At 72.4% G+C, this 18,139-nt stretch carries 19 protein-coding genes; 8 read left to right on the top strand and 11 right to left on the bottom strand.

Annotated elements, in window-relative coordinates; translation table 11 throughout:
• The first annotated feature begins 23 nt into the window (after window positions 1-23).
• Together L1857_RS08345 and L1857_RS08340 are read left to right on the top strand one after the other, a co-directional pair.
• Entirely contained in the window at window positions 24-935 is a 912-nt protein-coding gene (locus L1857_RS08345; protein ID WP_094006692.1) for an ABC transporter ATP-binding protein, read from the top strand.
• Window positions 935-1,693, top strand: coding sequence for an ABC transporter permease (locus tag L1857_RS08340; protein WP_116113604.1), 759 nt, complete (start codon window positions 935-937; stop codon window positions 1,691-1,693). The genes L1857_RS08345 and L1857_RS08340 overlap by 1 nt, the downstream gene beginning before the upstream one ends.
• Window positions 1,694-1,695: 2 nt before the next feature.
• Here the strand turns inward: L1857_RS08340 and L1857_RS08335 are convergent, their stop codons facing one another.
• From L1857_RS08335 to L1857_RS08325, 3 genes are read right to left on the bottom strand one after another with little or no spacing between them, the layout of a single operon-like run.
• Window positions 1,696-2,346, bottom strand: coding sequence for a response regulator transcription factor (locus tag L1857_RS08335; RefSeq protein WP_094006694.1), 651 nt, complete (start codon window positions 2,344-2,346; stop codon window positions 1,696-1,698).
• Window positions 2,343-3,044, bottom strand: a complete 702-nt coding sequence (locus L1857_RS08330; protein ID WP_116113609.1) for an ATP-binding protein — start codon at window positions 3,042-3,044, stop codon at window positions 2,343-2,345. Before L1857_RS08330 ends, L1857_RS08335 begins: the two co-directional genes overlap by 4 nt.
• On the bottom strand, window positions 2,993-5,101 hold the full coding sequence (locus tag L1857_RS08325; protein ID WP_275895922.1) for a histidine kinase: 2,109 nt from the start codon (window positions 5,099-5,101) through the stop codon (window positions 2,993-2,995). The genes L1857_RS08330 and L1857_RS08325 overlap by 52 nt, the downstream gene beginning before the upstream one ends.
• Here L1857_RS08325 and L1857_RS08320 point away from each other — a divergent pair.
• The gene (locus L1857_RS08320; RefSeq protein WP_233157367.1) at window positions 5,094-5,540 is read left to right on the top strand and encodes a hypothetical protein; all 447 of its coding nucleotides are present in this window, start codon (window positions 5,094-5,096) and stop codon (window positions 5,538-5,540) included. The genes L1857_RS08325 and L1857_RS08320 overlap by 8 nt on opposite strands.
• Before the next feature lie 58 nt (window positions 5,541-5,598).
• Here the strand turns inward: L1857_RS08320 and L1857_RS08315 are convergent, their stop codons facing one another.
• Window positions 5,599-6,300 carry a dienelactone hydrolase family protein gene (locus L1857_RS08315; RefSeq protein WP_116113613.1) on the bottom strand — a complete coding sequence of 234 codons (702 nt, stop codon included), beginning with the start codon at window positions 6,298-6,300 and terminating at the stop codon, window positions 5,599-5,601.
• A gap of 27 nt (window positions 6,301-6,327) precedes the next feature.
• On the opposite strand from L1857_RS08315, the gene L1857_RS08310 reads away from it, so the two are divergent.
• The 3 genes from L1857_RS08310 to L1857_RS08300 are packed head-to-tail and all read left to right on the top strand — an operon-like array spanning window position 6,328 to window position 7,548.
• Window positions 6,328-6,537 carry a hypothetical protein gene (locus L1857_RS08310; RefSeq protein ID WP_167481583.1) on the top strand — a complete coding sequence of 70 codons (210 nt, stop codon included), beginning with the start codon at window positions 6,328-6,330 and terminating at the stop codon, window positions 6,535-6,537.
• A complete protein-coding gene (locus tag L1857_RS08305; protein ID WP_249464784.1) occupies window positions 6,534-7,139 on the top strand; it encodes a hypothetical protein in 606 nt (201 codons plus the stop codon). Before L1857_RS08310 ends, L1857_RS08305 begins: the two co-directional genes overlap by 4 nt.
• Window positions 7,140-7,191: 52 nt before the next feature.
• A complete protein-coding gene (locus L1857_RS08300; protein ID WP_116113643.1) occupies window positions 7,192-7,548 on the top strand; it encodes a VOC family protein in 357 nt (118 codons plus the stop codon).
• On the opposite strand, the gene L1857_RS08295 is transcribed toward L1857_RS08300, so the two are convergent.
• The 7 genes from L1857_RS08295 to hutH all read right to left on the bottom strand — a co-directional run bounded on the left by L1857_RS08295 (window position 7,527) and on the right by hutH (window position 15,681).
• Window positions 7,527-7,751, bottom strand: coding sequence for a hypothetical protein (locus L1857_RS08295; RefSeq protein ID WP_249464782.1), 225 nt, complete (start codon window positions 7,749-7,751; stop codon window positions 7,527-7,529). The two genes, L1857_RS08300 and L1857_RS08295, sit on opposite strands and share 22 nt — an antisense overlap.
• Window positions 7,752-7,762: 11 nt before the next feature.
• Window positions 7,763-8,884 (bottom strand): inorganic phosphate transporter, encoded by a 1,122-nt coding sequence (locus L1857_RS08290; RefSeq protein WP_116113621.1) that lies wholly within the window; start codon window positions 8,882-8,884, stop codon window positions 7,763-7,765.
• 72 nt (window positions 8,885-8,956) lie between these two features.
• Entirely contained in the window at window positions 8,957-10,102 is a 1,146-nt protein-coding gene (hutI, locus tag L1857_RS08285; RefSeq protein ID WP_249464777.1) for an imidazolonepropionase, read from the bottom strand.
• Window positions 10,090-11,367, bottom strand: coding sequence for a formimidoylglutamate deiminase (locus tag L1857_RS08280; protein WP_249464774.1), 1,278 nt, complete (start codon window positions 11,365-11,367; stop codon window positions 10,090-10,092). The genes hutI and L1857_RS08280 overlap by 13 nt, the downstream gene beginning before the upstream one ends.
• Window positions 11,364-12,524: an allantoate amidohydrolase gene (locus tag L1857_RS08275; RefSeq protein WP_249464772.1), complete on the bottom strand. Its 1,161-nt coding sequence runs from the start codon at window positions 12,522-12,524 to the stop codon at window positions 11,364-11,366. The genes L1857_RS08280 and L1857_RS08275 overlap by 4 nt, the downstream gene beginning before the upstream one ends.
• A complete protein-coding gene (gene hutU, locus L1857_RS08270; protein WP_249464770.1) occupies window positions 12,521-14,173 on the bottom strand; it encodes a urocanate hydratase in 1,653 nt (550 codons plus the stop codon). Before hutU ends, L1857_RS08275 begins: the two co-directional genes overlap by 4 nt.
• Window positions 14,170-15,681: a histidine ammonia-lyase gene (hutH, locus tag L1857_RS08265; RefSeq protein WP_094006705.1), complete on the bottom strand. Its 1,512-nt coding sequence runs from the start codon at window positions 15,679-15,681 to the stop codon at window positions 14,170-14,172. The genes hutU and hutH overlap by 4 nt, the downstream gene beginning before the upstream one ends.
• Before the next feature lie 72 nt (window positions 15,682-15,753).
• Between hutH and L1857_RS08260 the strand changes: the two genes are divergently transcribed.
• Entirely contained in the window at window positions 15,754-16,539 is a 786-nt protein-coding gene (locus tag L1857_RS08260) for an IclR family transcriptional regulator (protein WP_094006706.1), read from the top strand.
• A gap of 319 nt (window positions 16,540-16,858) precedes the next feature.
• Window positions 16,859-18,058 carry an IS110 family RNA-guided transposase gene (locus L1857_RS08255; protein ID WP_116113634.1) on the top strand — a complete coding sequence of 400 codons (1,200 nt, stop codon included), beginning with the start codon at window positions 16,859-16,861 and terminating at the stop codon, window positions 18,056-18,058.
• The last annotated feature ends 81 nt before the right edge of the window (window positions 18,059-18,139 follow it).

The raw sequence follows: 18,139 nt of genomic DNA, 5'->3' as shown, positions 1-18,139 counted from the left end.
GTCCGGTTCCTACGGTCGAACCCATGATCACGGTACACGCGCTGACGAAGCGCTTCGGCGAGAAAACCGCCGTGGACCAGCTCACCTTCACGGTGCCGCCGGGCAAGGTGACCGGCTTCCTCGGCCCGAACGGCGCCGGCAAGTCGACCACCATGCGGATGATGCTGGGGCTGGACCGCCCCACCTCCGGTGAAGCGCTCGTGGACGGCAAGCGGTACAGCGAGCTGCGGTGGCCCCTGCGCACCGTGGGCGCCCTCCTGGACGCCAAGGCGCTGCACCCGGGCCGCTCGGCGGTCAAACACCTGCTGGCGATGGCCCGCAGCAACGACATCCCGGATCGCCGTGTCGAGGAGGTGCTGGCCACGGTCGGGCTGACGGACGTGGCGAGCAAGCGTGCCGGCCAGTTCTCGCTCGGGATGGGGCAGCGGCTCGGGATCGCCGGGGCACTGCTCGGCGATCCGGGGGTGTTGTTGTTCGACGAACCGGTGAACGGGCTCGATCCGGACGGCGTGCGGTGGGTCCGCCAGCTGATGCGCTCGCTGGCCGCGGAGGGCCGGACAATCCTGGTCTCCAGCCACCTGATGAGCGAAATGCAGCTGACCGCGGACCACCTCCTCGTCATCGGGAAGGGACGCCTGCTGGCGGACGCCCCGCTGGGTGAGCTGCTCGCCGACGGATCGGTGGTGCGCGCCCGGTGCGCGACTCCGTCGGATGGCGCGCGGCTGGCCGCGGGGCTGCCCGGCGCCCGTATCGAAGGCGACTCCGTGCTGGTCACCGGGGTGCCGGTCGAGTCGATCGGCGACCTGGCCTTCGAGCGGGGCGTCCGGCTGCACGGGTTGAGCGAGGAACGGGCGTCGCTGGAGCAGGCGTACATGGAACTGACCGCGGACGCGGTCGAGTACGGCGTGGACTCCGCGCGGAAGGCTGGTGTGTGATGACGACGACCGCGGCGATCCGCTCCGAGTGGACGAAGTTCTGGTCCGTGCGCTCGACGTTCTGGGGCCTGGCCGGGGCGGTGGTGCTGATGCTGGTGTTCGTGCTGCCGTCCGCGACTTCCTTGGCCTACAGCCGCAGCACCGGCGGTTCGGCGCCCGAGCTGGTGGCTGGCGGCAGCTTCTACCTCGCCGAGTTCGCGGTGATCGCGCTGGCGAGTCTGTTCGTCGCCGGCGAGTACGCGACGGGCAGCATCCGCGCGTCGTTGCAGTGGGTGCCCGTCCGGAGCCGCTTCCTGGCCGCGAAGGCCGCGGTGCTGGCGCCGGTGTTGTTCGTGCTGGGCGTGGTGTCGGCGGCGGTGGCGATCGCGGGGGCGACCCCGTTGATGGACGGCTTCGGCCGCGCCGCGTCGACCGGAGAGATCATCCAGGCGTGTGCCGCGAACGGGGCCTACTTCGCGCTCATCGGGCTGCTGAGCCTCGGGATCGGGACGGCGTTGCGCAGCGTCGCGGGCGGCATCACGGTGGCGTTCCTGGTGATGCTGATGTCCGCGATGGTGGCCGGTTCGCTCGGGCTCGGGGTCGTGAACTTCATGCCGGGCGTCGCGGGAGCCGCGGCGCTCGTGCCGTCCGGGCAGCCGAACCCGGTGTCCGGTCTCGTCCCGCCGTACCCGTCCTGGGCAGGCATGCTGATCCTCGCCGCATGGGCGGCCGCCGCGCTCGCGGTGGGGCACGAGGTGCTGCGGCGACGTGATGCGTGACGTCATGTCACCAACCCCGCTTCGTAGGCGATGATCGCCGCCTGGACGCGGTTGCGGACGTCGAGACGGCTGAGGATCGTGCTGACGTAGGCCTTCACGGTGCCCTCGACCACGAACAGCCGCTCGGCGATGTCCGCATTGGACAGCCCGGCGCCGACGAGCGCGAGCACCTCGCGCTCGCGGGCGGTCAGGACGGCGATGCGGTCCCGGGCCACCGCGGCCCGGGACACGCGGTCGCCGGACATCTGGGCGATCACCCGCTGCGCCACCTTGGGCGACAGGAAGGCCGCCCCGTCGGCGACCGCGTGCACCCCGGCGAGCAGTTCGCGGGGGTCACCGGACTTCAGCAGGAAGCCGCTGGCACCTCCGGCGAGGGCGCGCTCGATGTAGGCGTCCTCGCCGAAGGTGGTCAGCATGATGACGCCGGTGCCGGGCAGCAGGCCGCGGATCTCCTCGGCCGCGGCGAGCCCGTCGAGGCGGGGCATGCGGATGTCGACGAGCGCGACGTCCGGACGGGTGCGCCGGGCCTGCTCGACGGCCTCGCGACCGTCCCCCGCCTCGGCGACGACCTCGATGTCGCCGTCCGCGGACAGGATCGCCGCAACGCCGGCCCGGATCATGGCCTCGTCGTCGGCCAGCAGCACACGGATCACGTCGGTCTCTCTTCTCGCTCGTCGGTCAGGAGTTCTTTGCTCACGAGCCGGTCGCCCGCGAAGCAGAGCCGGTAGGCGTCCAGGCGGAGCTGGACGATGCTGCGGCCGGTGCCGTAGTACTCGCACGCCAGCCCGGGCGGCTCGGGCGCGGTGACGTGCTGGTCGCGTTGCCGTTGTGGCAGGACGGGGGCGATCTCGGCGCGGGTCTGGCCGGGTCGCAGCTGCGCGTAGTCGGCGGGGTCGAGCACGGAGGTCTGCCACTGGTACTGGTAGACGATCCCCACCACGCCGAGGAGCCCCGCCATGATCGACGGCGGCACGATCAGCGCGGCCAGCAACGTCCGGCGCACCTCGCGCCGCGCCTGGACGTGCTGCCGCGCGGACTCGGACTGCACGGGTTGGACGGGCGCCGGCGCGGAGGCATGCGGTAGCCGTGCCACCACCTCGAAGCCGCCGTCCTTCGGCCCGGCGCGGAGGGTGCCGCCGAGCAGCCGGACGCGCTCGCGCAGCCCCTCCAAGCCACGGCGCCCGGAAACGATGCCCGGTAGCGGCCCGGCGGGCGGCGGCCCGTTGCACACCCGGACGACTGTCTCCTGGGCCGCGCGGTGAATCGTGACCGTGACGCGAGCGCCGGGGGCGTGCTTGGTCACGTTGGTGAGCGCCTCCTGGACCACACGGTAGGCGGCGCGTTCGACCATCGGCGGCTGTGCGTTTTCTCCGGCGCCGGGGTGGGTGTCCGAAGGGGGGAGTTGCGCGGGAGGTAGCGCGTGCGCTCGGGTTGGGGGTATCCCTTGGCTCTGCGTGGTTTCCCGTGCGGTTTCCTCCGCTGGCTCTGCCGTTGGCGCCTCGGCTGGGGCTTGGACAACGGGGTTTCGGGGTGGTGGGCGGTGCTGGACGCTCGGTTCTCGACAGTGTGTGAGGCAGGACTGTGTTCCGGCTTCGGTGCGGCAGGCGGATTCGGGTTTTGTGCCGGGGTGGCCGGAAAGCGGGGCGGCGGGTTGGCAGCCGGTGCTGGGTTTGGGGTGGAACCGGCGGCGGCCCGAGATGCGGCGGTGGCTTCTCCGGCGGTCGTCGGCTGGTCTTCGAAGGTGGGCGTCAGGCCGGATGCGCTGACAGGGCCAGAAACTGGTGCTTGTGCTGGGCTTGGAGCAGTCGATGGAGTGGAACCAGCGGATCGAAGTGCGGACTCGGTTTCTCCGGCAGGCGTCGCGTCGTTCTGAAGGCTGAAATTCAGCCCGGACGCTCGGGCCCGGTCGACAAGCGCGGACGGAGGTGCGGAGCCTGGTTCTTCAGCGGTCATTGAGTAGGCATCGAAGGTGGAGCTCAGTTCGGACGCACGGGTGCCGTCGATGAGCGCGGGAACGCCACCGTGGTGGACGACCACTGGAGTGGAATCCGCGGTCTGCGGAGGGGGACCAACCGCCTGCGGAGCGGAACCGGTGCCTTCTGGAGCGGAACCTGCAGCCAACGGAGCCGAGCCCGCAGCCAACGAAGCGGAGCTCGCGGCCTGCGGAGGGGAACCGGCGGCCAGCCGAGTGGGGCCGGCAGCCACCGGATCGGGATCTGCGGCCAGCGGAGGGAGGCTGGCGCCCCGTGGAGCGGAACCCGCAACCAGCGGAGTGGGGCCGACGCCCTGCGGAACGGAACCTACGGCCTCCGGAGCGGCACCGGCGGTCGGCGGAGCCGGACCCGCGGCCAATGCGGTTTGTGGAGTGAGGCGGGCGCTCTGCGGGGCGGAATCCCCCGCCAGCGGAGTGGGGCTGACGCCGTGCGGAGCGGAACCTGCAACCTGTGAAGGGAGGCGGGCGCCTTGCGGGGCGGACCCCCGCGCCAGCGGAGCCGGGCCGACGCCGTGCGGAGCGGAACCCGCGACGTGTGGCGGGAGGCCGGTGCCCTGCGGAGCGGAACCTGCGGCCAGCGGAGTGGGGCTGACGCCCTGCGGGATGGAACCCGCAGCCAGCGGAGTGGGCCCGGCACCCTGCGGGACGGAACCCACGGCCTGCGGAGCGGGGCCAGCAGGCAGCGGAACGGGACCCGCGGCCTCCGAAGCGGAACCCACGACGCCCGGAACGGGACCTGCGGCCAGCGGAGCGGGACCCGCGCCCAGCGGAGCCGAACCCACGGCCTGCGGGGCGGAACCTGCGGCCTGTGGAGGGAGGCCGGCAGCCAGCGGAACGGAACCCGCAGCCAACGGAGCGGAACCCACGGCCTCCGGAGCGGAATCCGCGCCCGGCGGAACGGAACCTACGACACCCGGAACGGGACCCGCGGCCAGCGGAACGGGGCCGACGCCCGGCGGAACGGGACCCGCGGCCGGCGGAGCGGAATCCGCGGTCGGCGGAGGGGGATCAGTGGGCTGGCGCTGGGCCGCGGGGACTCCGGCGTCGGCTGGGTGGTCGTCGAAACTGATGTTCAGTCCGGATGCTCTCGCGCGGTCGACCAGGGCTGTGATGCCTCCGTGCAGGGGGTCGACCGGTGGGGCGTCTTCGCGCAGGAGGCCGATGATCTCGCGCAGGCGTTCGGTTGCCGCGGCGGCGTTTTCGCGCAGGGCTTTGGCTTCGGCGTTGCCCGACATCTCCAGGGCGGCGGCTCGCAGGGCGATCAGGCTCAGCTCGTGGCCCAGCGAGTCGTGCATGTCGCTGGCGATGCGGGCCCTCTCCCGCAGTCTGGCCTCCTCCGCGACGATCCGTTGCCGCAGCTCCAGCTCCTCCGCGCGCTGCCACCCCGACCGGACCAGGTCGTCCCGCGTGCGCATGTACCGCCCGAGCTGCCACGGCAGCACAGCGGCGAACAGCATCACCCCGATCGCCGCGCCCCAGTCGGCCATCCCGTACCGGCCGATCGCCAGCGACAGCGGCACGCCGACACACCCGACGCCCAGGAACGTCACCAACGCGGGCCGCGCCGACTCCATCCGCCGCCCGGCCAGGTACGCGAACGGCACCATGAGCAGCACCGGCCACACCGGAACCCGCCCGCCGAAGCTGAACATCATGGTGAGACTGGACCCCACCGCGACGGTCAGCGACAGCCACGGGCCGCGCCGGGCGGCGGCGACCACGACGACGGTCGCCGCCAGCCCGCCGATCAGCTCCCACGGCTGGGCGTTGCGCCGGCTCTCGTACACCACCAGGGCGGCGACCAGCGCGCCGATCAGCACTTCCGCTGCTCTTGCCAGGAATCTCCCCACGTGATCGGACGGTACTGACCAACGTGGACGGGCGGTATCTGTCGAAAGTCAGATTTTCGTGGTCACCCGATGAAATCCAGCACCTGCGGCCAGGACAGCGCGAAGGCCTCGGCGTTGACCGGCGTGCCGTGCCGCGTCTTGTTGGCGAAGCCGTGCTCGGCGTCCGGGTACACGTGGATCAGGCTCGGGCCGGTGACCCGTCCCTGCAGCGCCGACTGCAGCTCGTCGAAGCGCGACCGCGGGACCAGTTCGTCCGCCGCCGGGTACATCATCATCACCGGCGCCTTGATCAGGCCGGTGTGCGCGATGGCGTCCATGGTGTGGTTCGGCGGGGTCTCCCCCGGCACCGTCGGGTGGTAGGCCACCACGTTGGCGACACGGTGATCCCGGCCACCCAGGATCAGCGCGAACCGCCCGCCGAGGCACCACCCGATCACGCCCGCTTTCGCGCAGCCCAGCTCGCCGAGGAGGTGGTCCAGCAGCTGCGTCTGCTCGTCGAGGGCGACCGCGTCGTCCAGCCCGGGCATCTTCGCCAGCAGGTCGGCGATCGAGGTGTCGTCGCTGCTCGGGCCGTGGAACGGGTCCCACACCAGCGCGGTGACACCGGTCGCGGCGATCGCCTCGGCCCACTCGCGCACCTGCTCGCCGATGCCGGTGACCATCGGCAGCAGCAGCATCCCGGACTCGCTGCCGCCCGCGGGCCGCGCGAGGTAGGCGTTCAGGCCGTTGACGGTGAGCCGTGATGTTTCGATGTCCTGTGTCATGCCGCGACATTAGGCATGATGATCGGCATGGCCGAACGCACCCTGACCGAGCAGCTCGGCGCCGAACCGCCCGCGGGCGTCGCCGCGCTGGATCCGGCGCACCAGCAGGACCTGGCCGACGCGGTGCGCGCCGCCCGGCGTCGTCAGGCGGCCGCGCTGGCCAAGGCGGGCAACGACGCGCTCAAGTTCGTGCCCGCCCTGCTGCGGCCGGCCGTCCGGAAGGCCGTCGGCCTGTGACGCCCCAGGAAGCGGAGATCCGCAAGCTGGCGCGGGTGCTCGGGGTCGGCGTGGAACGGCTCGCCTACCTCGCCGACGTGCCCGTCGAGGACCTGCGTGAGCTGCGGGAACGCGCCACGACCGTGCTGTTCGACGCGCACCTGGGCGTGCTGGAGCGGATGGCGGGCGCGAGCAAGCTGCTGCCGGTCCCCGTACTGGCGAAGATGGCCGAGCGGGTGTTCGGGCCGCTGCTCGCCGCGCGCATCGCGGGGCTGGTCGAGGCCTCTCGCGGGGCGGAGATCGCCGGACGCCTGTCACCGGCGTTCCTCGCCGACGTGGCCGCCGAACTGGACCCGAGGCGGGCACGCGGGATCATCGGGAAGCTGCCGGCGCCGGTGGTCGTCGCGGTCGCGCGCGAGCTGAGCGGGCGGCAGGACTGGATCACCATCGCCCGGTTCGTCGACCACCTGCCGGACGCGACGATCGTGGCCAGCCTGGAGTTCATCCCGGACGCCGCGCTGCCCGAGGTCGCCGCGATGCTCGACGATCCCTCGAAGATCGGCAAGGTGCGGGACCTGCTGCCGCCGGAGCGGCTGGCCGCGCTGCCCGAACACCTCCGCTGACGGTTCCCGTTCGTCCAAGACGGCCGCTCGGCGAGGCGTCACCATGGACGGCATGGTCCAGCGAATCGTGCCCTACCTCACCACCGCCGACGTCGCCCCGGTGCGCGACTTCTACGTCCAGGTCCTCGGGCTCGAGGTGGCCATGACGGATCCCGTGCTCAACCTGCGCTCCCCCGCCAACCCGGCCGCGCAGATCATCGTTCAACGGCCCGGGTCACCACAACCGCGCTTGGGGGTCGATGTCGGGACACCGGAGGCCGTCGACGCGGCCCACGCCGAGGTCGTCCGCCGCGGCCTGCGGGTCGTCTACCCGCTCACCGACGAAGCGTGGGGCGTGCGGCGCTTCTTCGTGACGGATCCGAGCGGCTCAGTGGTCAACGTGCTCGCTCACGCCGACACGATGAGGTAGATGCCGTAGAGCACGACGGCCGCGCACGCGGCGAAGCACACGCCCGCCGTCACCGCGCCCGCCGTGCCGCTCGCGCCGCTCTCCCGGGCGTCGGCGCGGGCGGCGACGCCGCGGACGCCGACCGCGAACAGCCCGGTCACCACGGCCACCGCGGCCAGGGCGGTCACGAACACGCTGCCCAGGGCAGCCCAGTCGATGTGCACCAATGCCCTCCTCAGACCGCCACCGGAACGGCTTGCTCGGGGTCGGCCACGGTCTGCGGGGTCACCGGGTTGCGACGCGACCACAGCCAGATGCCCAGGGCCGCGGCGATCAGCACCAGGCCGACCACCAGCGTGCCGAGGGTGCCCAGGGTCGCGACCTTCGCCGCCACCGCGCCGACCACGGCCGCGGCAGGCAGGGTCAGCAGCCAGGCCAGCGCCATCCGGCCGGCGACGCTCCAGCGCACCTCGGCCAGCCGCCGCCCGACCCCGGAGCCGATGATGCCGCCGGAGCAGACGTGGGTGGTGGACAGCGCGAACCCGAGGTGCGAGGACGCCAGGATCGTGGCGGCCGCGCTGGTCTCGGCGGCGAAGCCCTGCGGCGTCTGCACGTCGGTGATCTTGCGGCCCATGGTGTGGATGATCCGCCAGCCGCCCATGTAGGTGCCCAGCGCGATCACCAGCCCGGCGCTCAGCACGACCCACAGCGGCGGACCGGACCCGGCGGCCAGCGCTCCGGACGAGATCAGCGTGAGCGTGATGACACCCATCGTCTTCTGCGCGTCGTTCGTGCCGTGCGCGAGCGAGACCAGCGAGGCCGACAGCACCTGGGCGCGCTTGAACGACTTGCCCACCACGTCCTGCCGCACCTTCGCGGTGATCCGGTAGACGAGGTAGGTGCCGACGACCGCGACCAGCCCGGCCACCAGCGGCGAGGCCACGGCGGGGATCAGGACCTTCTGCACGACCTGCGCGAAGTGCACCGCGTCGGCGCCGGAGGCGACCCAGGTGGCGCCGATCAGGCCGCCGAACAGGGCGTGCGAGGAACTCGACGGCAACCCGAACAGCCAGGTCAGCAGGTTCCACAGGATCGCGCCGACCAGCCCGGCGAAGACGACCACGGGGGTGACCTTGGTGTCGTCGACGATCCCGCCGGAGATGGTCTTGGCCACCTCGACCGACAGGAACGCGCCGACCAGGTTGAGCACGGCGGAGATGGTGACCGCGACCTTGGGTCTCAAGGCGCCGGTCGCGATGGAGGTCGCCATGGCGTTGGCGGTGTCGTGGAAACCGTTGGTGAAGTCGAACGCCAGTGCGGCGACGATGACCACGAGGACGATCAGCGAGAGGTCCACACCATCAACGTTACCTTTCGGGTGATGGGGTACTCCGCTCGGCCGATGAACTCCTGGTGAACGTGATTTGCCTTACCCCACAAGCGTTCCACGGCGCCACACCCGCCACGTCAGCGGCACTCCCGGGCGATATGCGAGGTGTGTCCGGGATGGGGCGTTCAGTACGTGCAGATCGGCTCGCGCGCCCGGCCGGAGCACGCCGACATCGGTCCGGCGCAGGGCCCGCGCGCCACCGAGGGTCGCCGCGCGCACCGCCTCCTCGACCGACATGCCCATCTGCAGCACCGCCGTCGCCACGCAGAAACTCATCGACGTCGTGTACGAGCTGCCCGGGTTGGCGTTGGTGGCCAACGCCACCGTCGCCCCCGCGTCGAGCAGCCGCCGGGCGGGCGCGAGCGGCTGACGGGTCGACAGGTCGCAGGCCGGCAGCAGGGTCGCCACGGTGTTCGACGAAGCGAGCGCCTCGATGTCCGGTTCGGTCAAGTGGGAGCAGTGGTCGACGCTGGCGGCACCCAGCCGCACCGCGAGCCGCACCCCGGGGCCGGGCCCGAGCTGGTTGCCGTGCACCCGCAGGCCGAGGCCCCGCTGCGCCGCGGCGCGCAGGACCCGCTCCGACTGGGCCTCGTCGAACGCGCCGGTCTCGCAGAACACGTCGGCCCAGCGCACCGAGTCAGCCACCGTGTCGAGCATCGCACCGCAGACGAGATCCACATAGGACTCCGGGTCGGCGCCGGGCGGCACCAGGTGGGCGCCGAGGAAGGTGACCTCGTCGGCAACCGCGGCGGCGATGCGGGCGGAGCGGGCCTCGTCGGCCACGGTCAGCCCGTAGCCGGTCTTGGTCTCCAGGCAGGTCGTGCCCTGGCGTGCGGCTTCGGTCACGTGCCGGCGCAGGTTGGCGGTCAGCTCGGCGTCGGTGGCCGCGCGGGTCGCCTCCACCGTGACCGCGATACCGCCCGCGGAGTACGCCTGACCAGCCATCCGGGCCTCGAACTCGGCGGTGCGGTCGCCGGCGAACACCAGGTGCGTGTGGCTGTCGACCCAGCCCGGCAGCGCGGCGCGGCCCTCGACGTCCACCCGCTCGTCCGCGTCGGGCGCGGCCGCGGCGGGACCGGCCCAGGCGATCGTGGGACCGTCGAACACGATCGCGGCGTCGGTGAGCGTGCCCAGTTCCTCGTCGTTCGTGGTCAGCTCGCCGATGCCGGTGATCAGGACCGCCACAGCGCCTCCACCTCCTCCGCCAGCACCGCCGCCGGGCGGTCGATCAGCTGGTGCGTGCGGTCGCGCACGATCCACCGGCCGCCGATCAGGACGTCGGTCACGTCGGCGGCCGAGGCGGCGAACACCGCGCCCGACGGCTCGGTTCCGGCCGTGCGCACGGAGTCCAGCGCGACCGCGACCAGGTCGGCGGGCCCGCCCACCGCCAGCCGGCCCCCGTCGCGTCCGAGTGCCGAGTGGCGCGTGGCCGCGGCCACCAGCTCGGCGACGCCGAAGCATCCCCGCTCCTCCGCCGCGAGCCGTTCGTGCAGTTCGAGCGCCCGCAGTTCCTCGAACGGGTCGACCACGGCCTGGCTGTCGCTGCCCAGGGACAGGTCCACGCCCGCGTCCGCCAGCCGTCGTGCCTCGCCGATGCCGTCGCCGAGGTCGCGTTCGGTGGTGGGGCAGAAGCAGACCTGGGACAACAGGCCGAGGTCGGTGTCCGTGAGGTGCGTGCCGTGCACGGCGACGGTGCGCGGGCCGAGGACGCCGGCTCGGTCCAGCAGTTCGGCCGGGGTGCATCCGTGGTGCGCCAGGCAGTCGTCGTTCTCCGCCCGCTGTTCCGACAGGTGCACGTGCAGGGGGCCGTCCCAGTCCGCGAAGAACGGCAGCTGGTCGGCGGGCACGGCACGCACGGAGTGCACGGCCGCGCCGACCAGCGCCGATCCCGGTTTCAGCGCGTCCACCCGCTCGGCCCAGCGGTCCACGTCGCCGTCACCGAACCGCAGCTGCACGCCGGCCAGGTCGCGGCCGAAACCGCCGGCCAGGTAGCAGGTGTCGAGCAGGGTGAGCCGGATGCCCGCGTCTTCGGCGGCCTGGATCAGGGCGTGACCCATCGCGTTCGGGTCGGTGTAGGGCCGCCCGCCCGGCGCGTGGTGGAGGTAGTGGAACTCGCCGACGGCCGTGTACCCGGCGAGCACCATTTCGGCGTAGACGCCCCGCGCGAGCCGGTAGTAGGAGTCCGGGTCGAGCCGCTCGGCCAGCGTGTACATCCGCTCGCGCCAGGTCCAGAACGTGCCGCGGTCGTGGTGCGTGCGGCCGCGGAGCGCCCGGTGGAAGGCGTGCGAGTGCCCGTTGGCGAAGCCCGGCAGCACGAGCCCGGGCAGCACGGTTCCCTCGCGTGGTGCGCCGGTGCTGACCTCGGTGAACACGCCGTCGGACACCGCGATCCGCACCCCGGACACGACTCCGTCCGGCAACCACGCGTGCTCAGCCCACAAGATCGTCATGTCGACAATGTCTCCAGGACCCGGGCGAGCGCGACCACGCCCTCCTCGACGTCGGCGTCCTCGGCGAACTCGTCCGGCGCGTGGCTGATCCCGGTCGGGTTGCGCACGTAGAGCATCGCGGTGGGCACGTGGGCGGCGAGGATCGCGGCGTCGTGTCCAGCGCCGGTGGGCAGCTCGGGCGCGTTCAGCAGACCGGTCAGCCGGTCGCGCAGCGCGGGATCGAACGTCACGGTGTCGCCGTAGGACTCCTCGGTGACGGTGACCGTGCAGCCCTCCGCCGCCGCGGCCCGCTCGGCCGCCTCGGCCAGCTCGGCGACCACGTCGCGGCTGTTTCCCCGCGCGTCCAGCCAGAGATCCACTGTGGACGGGATGACGTTGGTTCCCCCTGGTCGCGGTACGAGTCTGCCGACGGTGGCATGAGCGTCCATTGTGGATGCGATCCGCCGGGCGGCGAGCACGACCTCCGCGGCGGGCAACATCGGGTCGCGGCGATCGCGCAAAACTGTCGTACCCGCGTGGTTCCCTTGTCCGGTGAACGAGAACCGCCACCGCCCGTGCTCCAGCACCGTGCTGCCGACGCCCACCGGCACGTCCAGCGCCCGCCCCTGCTCGACGTGCAGCTCGACGAACGTCCCGATGCGCTCCAGTCCGGCGTCGTCACGGCCGAAGTGCCGGGGATCCACCCCGGCACGGCCGGCGGCTTCGGCGAGCGTCATCCCGTCCGGGTCCCGCAGGGCCCGCGCCCGGTCGGGGTCGAGCGCCCCGGTCAGCAGCCGCGAACCCAGGCACGGCACGCCGAACCGGCCGCCCTCCTCCTCGGCGAAGACGACCACCGCGAACGGCCGCGCCGGGCGGAATTTCCGGTCCTGCAACCGGGACACCGCTTCCAGTGCGCTGGCCACGCCGAGCGGACCGTCGAACGCCCCGCCACCGGGCACCGAGTCGAGGTGGCTGCCGGTCACCAGCGCGTCCGGGCCCGGCGCGCCCCACCACGCACACAGGTTCCCGTTGCGGTCGGTCTCCACGTCCAGCCCGCGCCGCCCGGCCTGCTCCCGGAACCAGTCGCGCATCTCGGCCTCGGCGTGGTCGAACCCGTGGCGGGCATATCCGCCGCCGGGCGCGCGGCCGACGTCGGCGAGATCGTCGAGCAGGCTCACGCCTCCTCCTGCATGGGCACCCGCACGCTACGGTCCCGCGCCACCTCGGCGGCGCGCTCGTACCCGGCGTCCACGTGCCGGATCACACCCATGCCCGGGTCGTTGGTCAGCACCCGCTCGATCTTCTGCGCGGCCAGCGGTGTGCCGTCCGCGACGCACACCTGTCCCGCGTGGATCGACCGGCCCATGCCCACGCCTCCGCCGTGGTGCAGCGACACCCAGCTCGCGCCGGAGGCCGTGTTGACCAGCGCGTTGAGCAGTGGCCAGTCGGCGATGGCGTCCGAACCGTCGGCCATCGCCTCGGTCTCGCGGTACGGGGAGGCGACGCTGCCCGCGTCCAGGTGGTCGCGGCCGATCACCACGGGGGCGCTCAGCTCGCCGCTGGCGACCATCTCGTTGAACCGCAGCCCGGCGAGGTGCCGCTCGCCGTAGCCGAGCCAGCAGATGCGTGCCGGAAGTCCCTGGTACGCCACGCGATCACCGGCCATCCGGATCCACCGGGTGAGGGTTTCGTTGTCCCCGAACAGGTCGAGGACGGCACGGTCGGTCGCGGCGATGTCGGCCGGGTCGCCGGAGAGCGCGGCCCAGCGGAACGGGCCCTTGCCCTCGCAGAACAGCGGGCGGATGTAGGCGGGCACGAAACCCGGGTAGTCGAACGCCCGCTCGCAGCCGCCGAGCTTCGCCTCACCACGTAAGGAGTTGCCATAGTCGAACACTTCCGCACCGGCGTCCAGGTAACCGAGCATCGCGCCCACGTGCTCGGCCATCGACTCGCGCGAGCGGTCGGTGAACTCGTCCGGCTTCGCGGCGGCGTAGTCGTGCCAGTCGTCGACACCGACGCCGATCGGCAGGTACGCGAGCGGGTCGTGCGCGGAGGTCTGGTCGGTGACGATGTCCGCCTCGAGCCCGCGGCGCAGCAGCTCCGGCAGCACCTCGGCGGCGTTGCCGATCACGCCGACCGACACGGCCTCGCCGGCCTTCTTCGCCTCGGTGACCCGGCGGATCGCGGAGTCCACATCGGACGCGAGCTCGTCGAGGTAGCGGGTCTCCAGGCGGCGGCGGGCGCGTGCGGCGTCGCATTCGACGACGAGTGCGGTACCACCGTTCATGGTGATCGCCAGCGGTTGGGCGCCACCCATGCCGCCCAGCCCGGCGGTCACCGTGAGCGTCCCGCGCAGCGTGCCGCGGAACCGTTTCTCCGCCACGGCGGCGAACGTCTCGTAGGTGCCCTGCAGGATGCCCTGCGTGCCGATGTAGATCCAGGAGCCGGCGGTCATCTGCCCGTACATCGTCAGGCCGAGCTTCTCCAGCCGCCGGAACTCGGGCCAGGTCGCCCAGTCCCCCACGAGGTTGGAGTTCGCGATCAGCACCCGGGGCGCCCACTCGTGCGTGCGGAACACGCCCACCGGCTTGCCGGACTGCACCAGCAGGGTCTCGTCCTGCTCCAGCCCGGTGAGGCAGCGGGTGATCGCGTCGAAGCTCGCCCAGTCGCGGGCGGCCTTGCCGGTGCCGCCGTAGACGACGAGGTCCTGCGGGCGCTCGGCGACGTCGGGATCGAGGTTGTTGTGCAGCATCCGCAACGCGGCTTCGGTCTGCCAGTTCTTCGCCGTCAGCGTGGTTCCGCGGGCGGCCCGGACGGTGCGGCTCATGCTTCCTCCAGTGCGGTCAGGACGGCTCCCGAACGGACGAGTTCCTCGGCGGCCGCGATCTCCGGCGCGAGGTGGCGGTCCGGTCCCGGCGCGGCGACGTGTTCCCGGACCAGGTCGCGGACCGCGGCCGTGACCGGCGCGGGTCGCAGTGGCGCGCGGAAGTCCAGCGCGCGGGCGGCGGTCAGCAGCTCGATCGCCAGCACCGAGGTCAGCCCGTCGACCGCGCGGCGGAGCTTCCGCGCCGCGGACCAGCCCATCGAGACGTGGTCCTCCTGCATGGCGCTGCTGGGGATCGAGTCGACCGAGGCCGGCACCGCCAGCCGCTTCAGCTCGCTGACGATCGCGGCCTGCGTGTACTGGGCGATCATGTGCCCGGAGTCGACGCCGGGGTCGTCGGCGAGGAAGGCAGGCAGCCCGTGCGAACGGGACACGTCGAGCATCCGGTCGGTGCGGCGTTCGGCGATGCTCGCGACGTCGGCGAGCGGGATGGCCAGGAAGTCCAGCACGTAGGCCAGCGGCGCGCCGTGGAAGTTGCCGTTCGACTCGACGCGGCCGTCGGCGAGCACGACCGGGTTGTCGATGGCCGCGGCGAGTTCGCGGTCGGCGACCAGTTCGGCGTGGGCGACGGTGTCCCGGGCGGCGCCGTGCACCTGCGGTGCGCACCGCAGCGAGTACGCGTCCTGCACGCGCGTGCACTCGGGCCCGCGATGGCTGGCGACGATCTCCGAGTCGGCGAGCGCGGCGAACATCCGGCGCGCGGAGACCGCCTGCCCGGGGTGCGGGCGCAGCGCCTGGAGGTCGGCGGCGAAGGCCCGGTCGGTGCCGAGCAGGGCTTCGACGCTCATCGCGGCCGTGAGGTCGGCGGTGTCGAGCAGCCGGTTCAGGTCGTCCAGGGCGAGGACGAGCATGCCGAGCATCCCGTCGGTGCCGTTGGTGAGAGCCAGGCCCTCCTTCTCCGCGAGGGTCACGGGTTCGATGCCGGCCTCGGCGAGGGCCTGCGCGGCGGACCGGCCGTCGAGCACTTCGCCCTCCCCCATCAGCGCGAGCGCGACGGCCGCGAGCGGCGCGAGGTCACCCGAGCAGCCGAGCGAGCCGTACTCGTGGACGACCGGGACAATGCCGGCGTTGAGCATCGCCGCCAGCGCTTCGGCGGTCGCCGGGCGGATACCGGTGTGCCCGGAGGCGAGGGTGCGCAGCCGCAGCAGCATCAGGGCGCGCACGACCTCCGGCTCGACGGCGGGGCCGGTGCCTGCGGCGTGGGAGCGGATGAGCGAGCGTTGCAGGGCGGTGCGGCGGTCGGCGGGGATGTGCCGGATGGCGAGGGCGCCGAAGCCGGTGGAGATGCCGTAGGTCGGCTGGTCGGCGTCGGCGAGCGCGTCGATGTGGCGGCGGGTCTCGCCGAGGGTCTTGCGGACCTCGTCGCTCAGCTCGACCGACGCGTTGTGCCGCGCGACCGCGACGACCTGCTGCCGGGCAAGTGGCCCCGAGTCCAACCGCACTGTGCTCATGGGCTCATTGCACTCCGCCGCGGGGCCGGCCGGAGGTCCCCGAGGAGTGGTTGTGTCTGGTATCCCAGACACATGACGGATGTGCCCGCTCTGCGCCGCGGTCTGGCGGTGCTGCGGGTCCTGGCGACGCGGCCGGGGCCGATCTCGGCGGCGGCGATCGCGCGCGAGCTCGACCTGCCGCGCTCGACGACGTACCACCTGCTGGCGGAGCTGGAGGCGGCGGGTTTCGTGGTGCACCTGGCGGCCGAGCGCCGGTACGGGCTGGGGATCGCGGCGTTCGAGCTGGGTTCGGCGTACCTGCGGCACGACCCGCTGGAGCGGCTGGCGGCGCCGTTGTTGCGGAAGCTGGCGGACCGGGTGGGGCACACCGCCCAGCTGGGGGTGCTGCACGGGAACGAGTTGCTGTACCTGGTGAAGGAGCGTCCGTCGGCGCCGGAAACGCTGGTGACCGAGGTGGGGGTGCGTCTGCCCGCGCACCTGCCGGCGAGCGGGCAGGCGTTGCTGGCTCACCTGCCGCACGCCCATGTCCGGGCGCTCTACCCGCAGGCGGCGGCGTTCGTCACCCGAACGGGCCGGGGCCCCTCGACACTGCCCGAGCTACGCCGCGCCCTGGCCGAGGTCCGAGCGCGCGGCTGGGCGGTCGAGGACGGCCAGGTGACGCGCGATTTCGCCTCGGTGGCCCACGCGGTTTTCGACCACAACGGCCGCCCGCTGGCGTCAGTGGCGGTGACATTCCGGCACGTGTGCGCGTCCGGCTGCACGGAGACCTGGCCAACGTTGGCCCGCGACGTCGGCGCGACTGCGGCGGCGCTGACCAGGCAGGTCGGCGGCAGAACCCCCACGTCGCCAGGGGCGTGAAGCGTGGGACCGGACAACCAGAGGATGGGGGTGAGGAGGCGAAGCCCCCGTGGCGGACCCGGAGGCCGCCCACGAGAAAGGCCCGCCCCGTTACCTTTTTCGTGGTTCCTGATCAAGGAGCTGTGGTCGCCAGGTTCGGTATGACTGATGCCCCCAGTCGAGGTCATGATCCGGGGGGTGGTGTCGCCGGGCCTGGTGGCATCGGGGGACCGCTGAATAGGGACACGGCCACCCTTGGGGTAGGTCTCGTCGCAGGCGTGGGTGCCGGCCATCGATGCCCTGACCGGCGACCACCCGCGACGGATGAAAGACACTGTGCATGACCAGCAGTTATGGCGTGTTCCTCGGCCTGGATGTCGGCAAGGGCGACCATCACGCCGTCGCTCTGGACCCCACCGGGAAACGGCTGCACGATGGGCCGCTGCCCAACACCGAACCCAAGCTGCGGGCGTTGTTCGACAAGCTCGCCGTTCACGGGCCGCTGCTGGTCGTCGTCGATCAACCAGCCACGATCGGGGCACTGCCGGTCGCGGTCGCCCGCGCCTGCGGGCATCAGGTGGCCTACCTGCCCGGTCTGGCGATGCGGCGTATTGCCGATCTCTACCCGGGCAATGCCAAGACCGACGCCCGGGACGCGTTCATCATCGCCGACGCCGCCCGCAGCCTGCCCCACACGCTGCGCCCGGTCGACACCGGTGACGAGGCCCTGGCCGAGCTGGAGGTCCTGGTCGGGTTCGACGACGATCTGGCCGGTGAGGCCACCCGGCTGGGCAACCGGATCCGCGGCCTGCTCACCGGCATCCATCCCACGCTGGAACGTGTCCTGGGTCCCCGCATCACGCACCCAGCGGTGCTGGAGATCCTGTCCCGCTGCGGCGGCCCGACAGGCATCCGCAAAGCCGGACGCCGCAAGGTCACCGCCATCGCAGCGACTCACGCGCCCCGCCTGGGCGAGAAACTCGTCGCCGACATCTGGACCGCGTTGGGCGAGCAGACCGTCACCGTCCCGGGAACGGCCGCAGCCGACACCGTCCTGCCCCGACTCGCCGACAGCCTGAAAACCGTGCTTCAGCAACGCAACCAGGTCGCCACCGAGGTGGAGGACATACTTGATGCTCACCCTCTTGCCGGGGTCCTGACCTCGATGCCCGGCATCGGGGTCAGGACCGCCGCCCGCATCCTGCTCGAGGTCGGCGACGCCTCCGCCTTCAAGTCCTCGGCGCATCTGGCCGCCTACGCCGGCATCGCCCCCGTCACCCGCAGCTCCGGCACCAGCATCAAAGGCGAACACCCCACCCGCAACGGCAACCGCAAACTCAAACGCGCCTTCTTCCTCGCCGCCTTCGCCGCCCTGCACGACCCCACCAGCAGGGCCTACTACCAGCGCAAACGCGACGAAGGCAAGAAACACAACGCCGCCCTCATCTGCCTCGCCCGACGCCGCTGCGACGTCCTCTACGCCATGCTCCGCAACGGCACCCACTACCGCCACCCCGACCCCGCCCCCGCCGCGGCTTGACAATCACATAGGGACACCCCCCCGTGAAGAGGGGCCACCCCAAAAAACGACGAAGGCCGGGACCCGCGAACGCTCTTCGCG

The organism is Amycolatopsis thermalba (assembly GCF_023376025.1).
Classification (GTDB): Bacteria; Actinomycetota; Actinomycetes; order Mycobacteriales; family Pseudonocardiaceae; genus Amycolatopsis_E; species Amycolatopsis_E thermalba.
This window is presented reverse-complemented; position numbering and strand designations above follow the sequence as displayed.

Excerpts from the sequence above, each read along its gene's own strand:
- hutH (WP_094006705.1), bottom strand. The coding sequence starts at position 15,681 with ATGAGCACAGTGCGGTTGGACTCGGGGCCACTTGCCCGGCAGCAGGTC.
- L1857_RS08310 (WP_167481583.1), top strand. The coding sequence starts at position 6,328 with ATGGCCGAACGCACCCTGACCGAGCAGCTCGGCGCCGAACCGCCCGCG.
- L1857_RS08325 (WP_275895922.1), bottom strand. The coding sequence starts at position 5,101 with ATGCGCACGCGGGACGACCTGGTCCGGTCGGGGTGGCAGCGCGCGGAG.
- L1857_RS08340 (WP_116113604.1), top strand. The coding sequence starts at position 935 with ATGACGACGACCGCGGCGATCCGCTCCGAGTGGACGAAGTTCTGGTCC.
- L1857_RS08255 (WP_116113634.1), top strand. The coding sequence starts at position 16,859 with ATGACCAGCAGTTATGGCGTGTTCCTCGGCCTGGATGTCGGCAAGGGC.
- L1857_RS08315 (WP_116113613.1), bottom strand. The coding sequence starts at position 6,300 with ATGACACAGGACATCGAAACATCACGGCTCACCGTCAACGGCCTGAAC.
- L1857_RS08260 (WP_094006706.1), top strand. The coding sequence starts at position 15,754 with ATGACGGATGTGCCCGCTCTGCGCCGCGGTCTGGCGGTGCTGCGGGTC.
- L1857_RS08300 (WP_116113643.1), top strand. The coding sequence starts at position 7,192 with ATGGTCCAGCGAATCGTGCCCTACCTCACCACCGCCGACGTCGCCCCG.
- hutU (WP_249464770.1), bottom strand. The coding sequence starts at position 14,173 with ATGAGCCGCACCGTCCGGGCCGCCCGCGGAACCACGCTGACGGCGAAG.
- L1857_RS08330 (WP_116113609.1), bottom strand. The coding sequence starts at position 3,044 with ATGGTCGAACGCGCCGCCTACCGTGTGGTCCAGGAGGCGCTCACCAAC.
- L1857_RS08345 (WP_094006692.1), top strand. The coding sequence starts at position 24 with ATGATCACGGTACACGCGCTGACGAAGCGCTTCGGCGAGAAAACCGCC.
- L1857_RS08280 (WP_249464774.1), bottom strand. The coding sequence starts at position 11,367 with ATGACGATCTTGTGGGCTGAGCACGCGTGGTTGCCGGACGGAGTCGTG.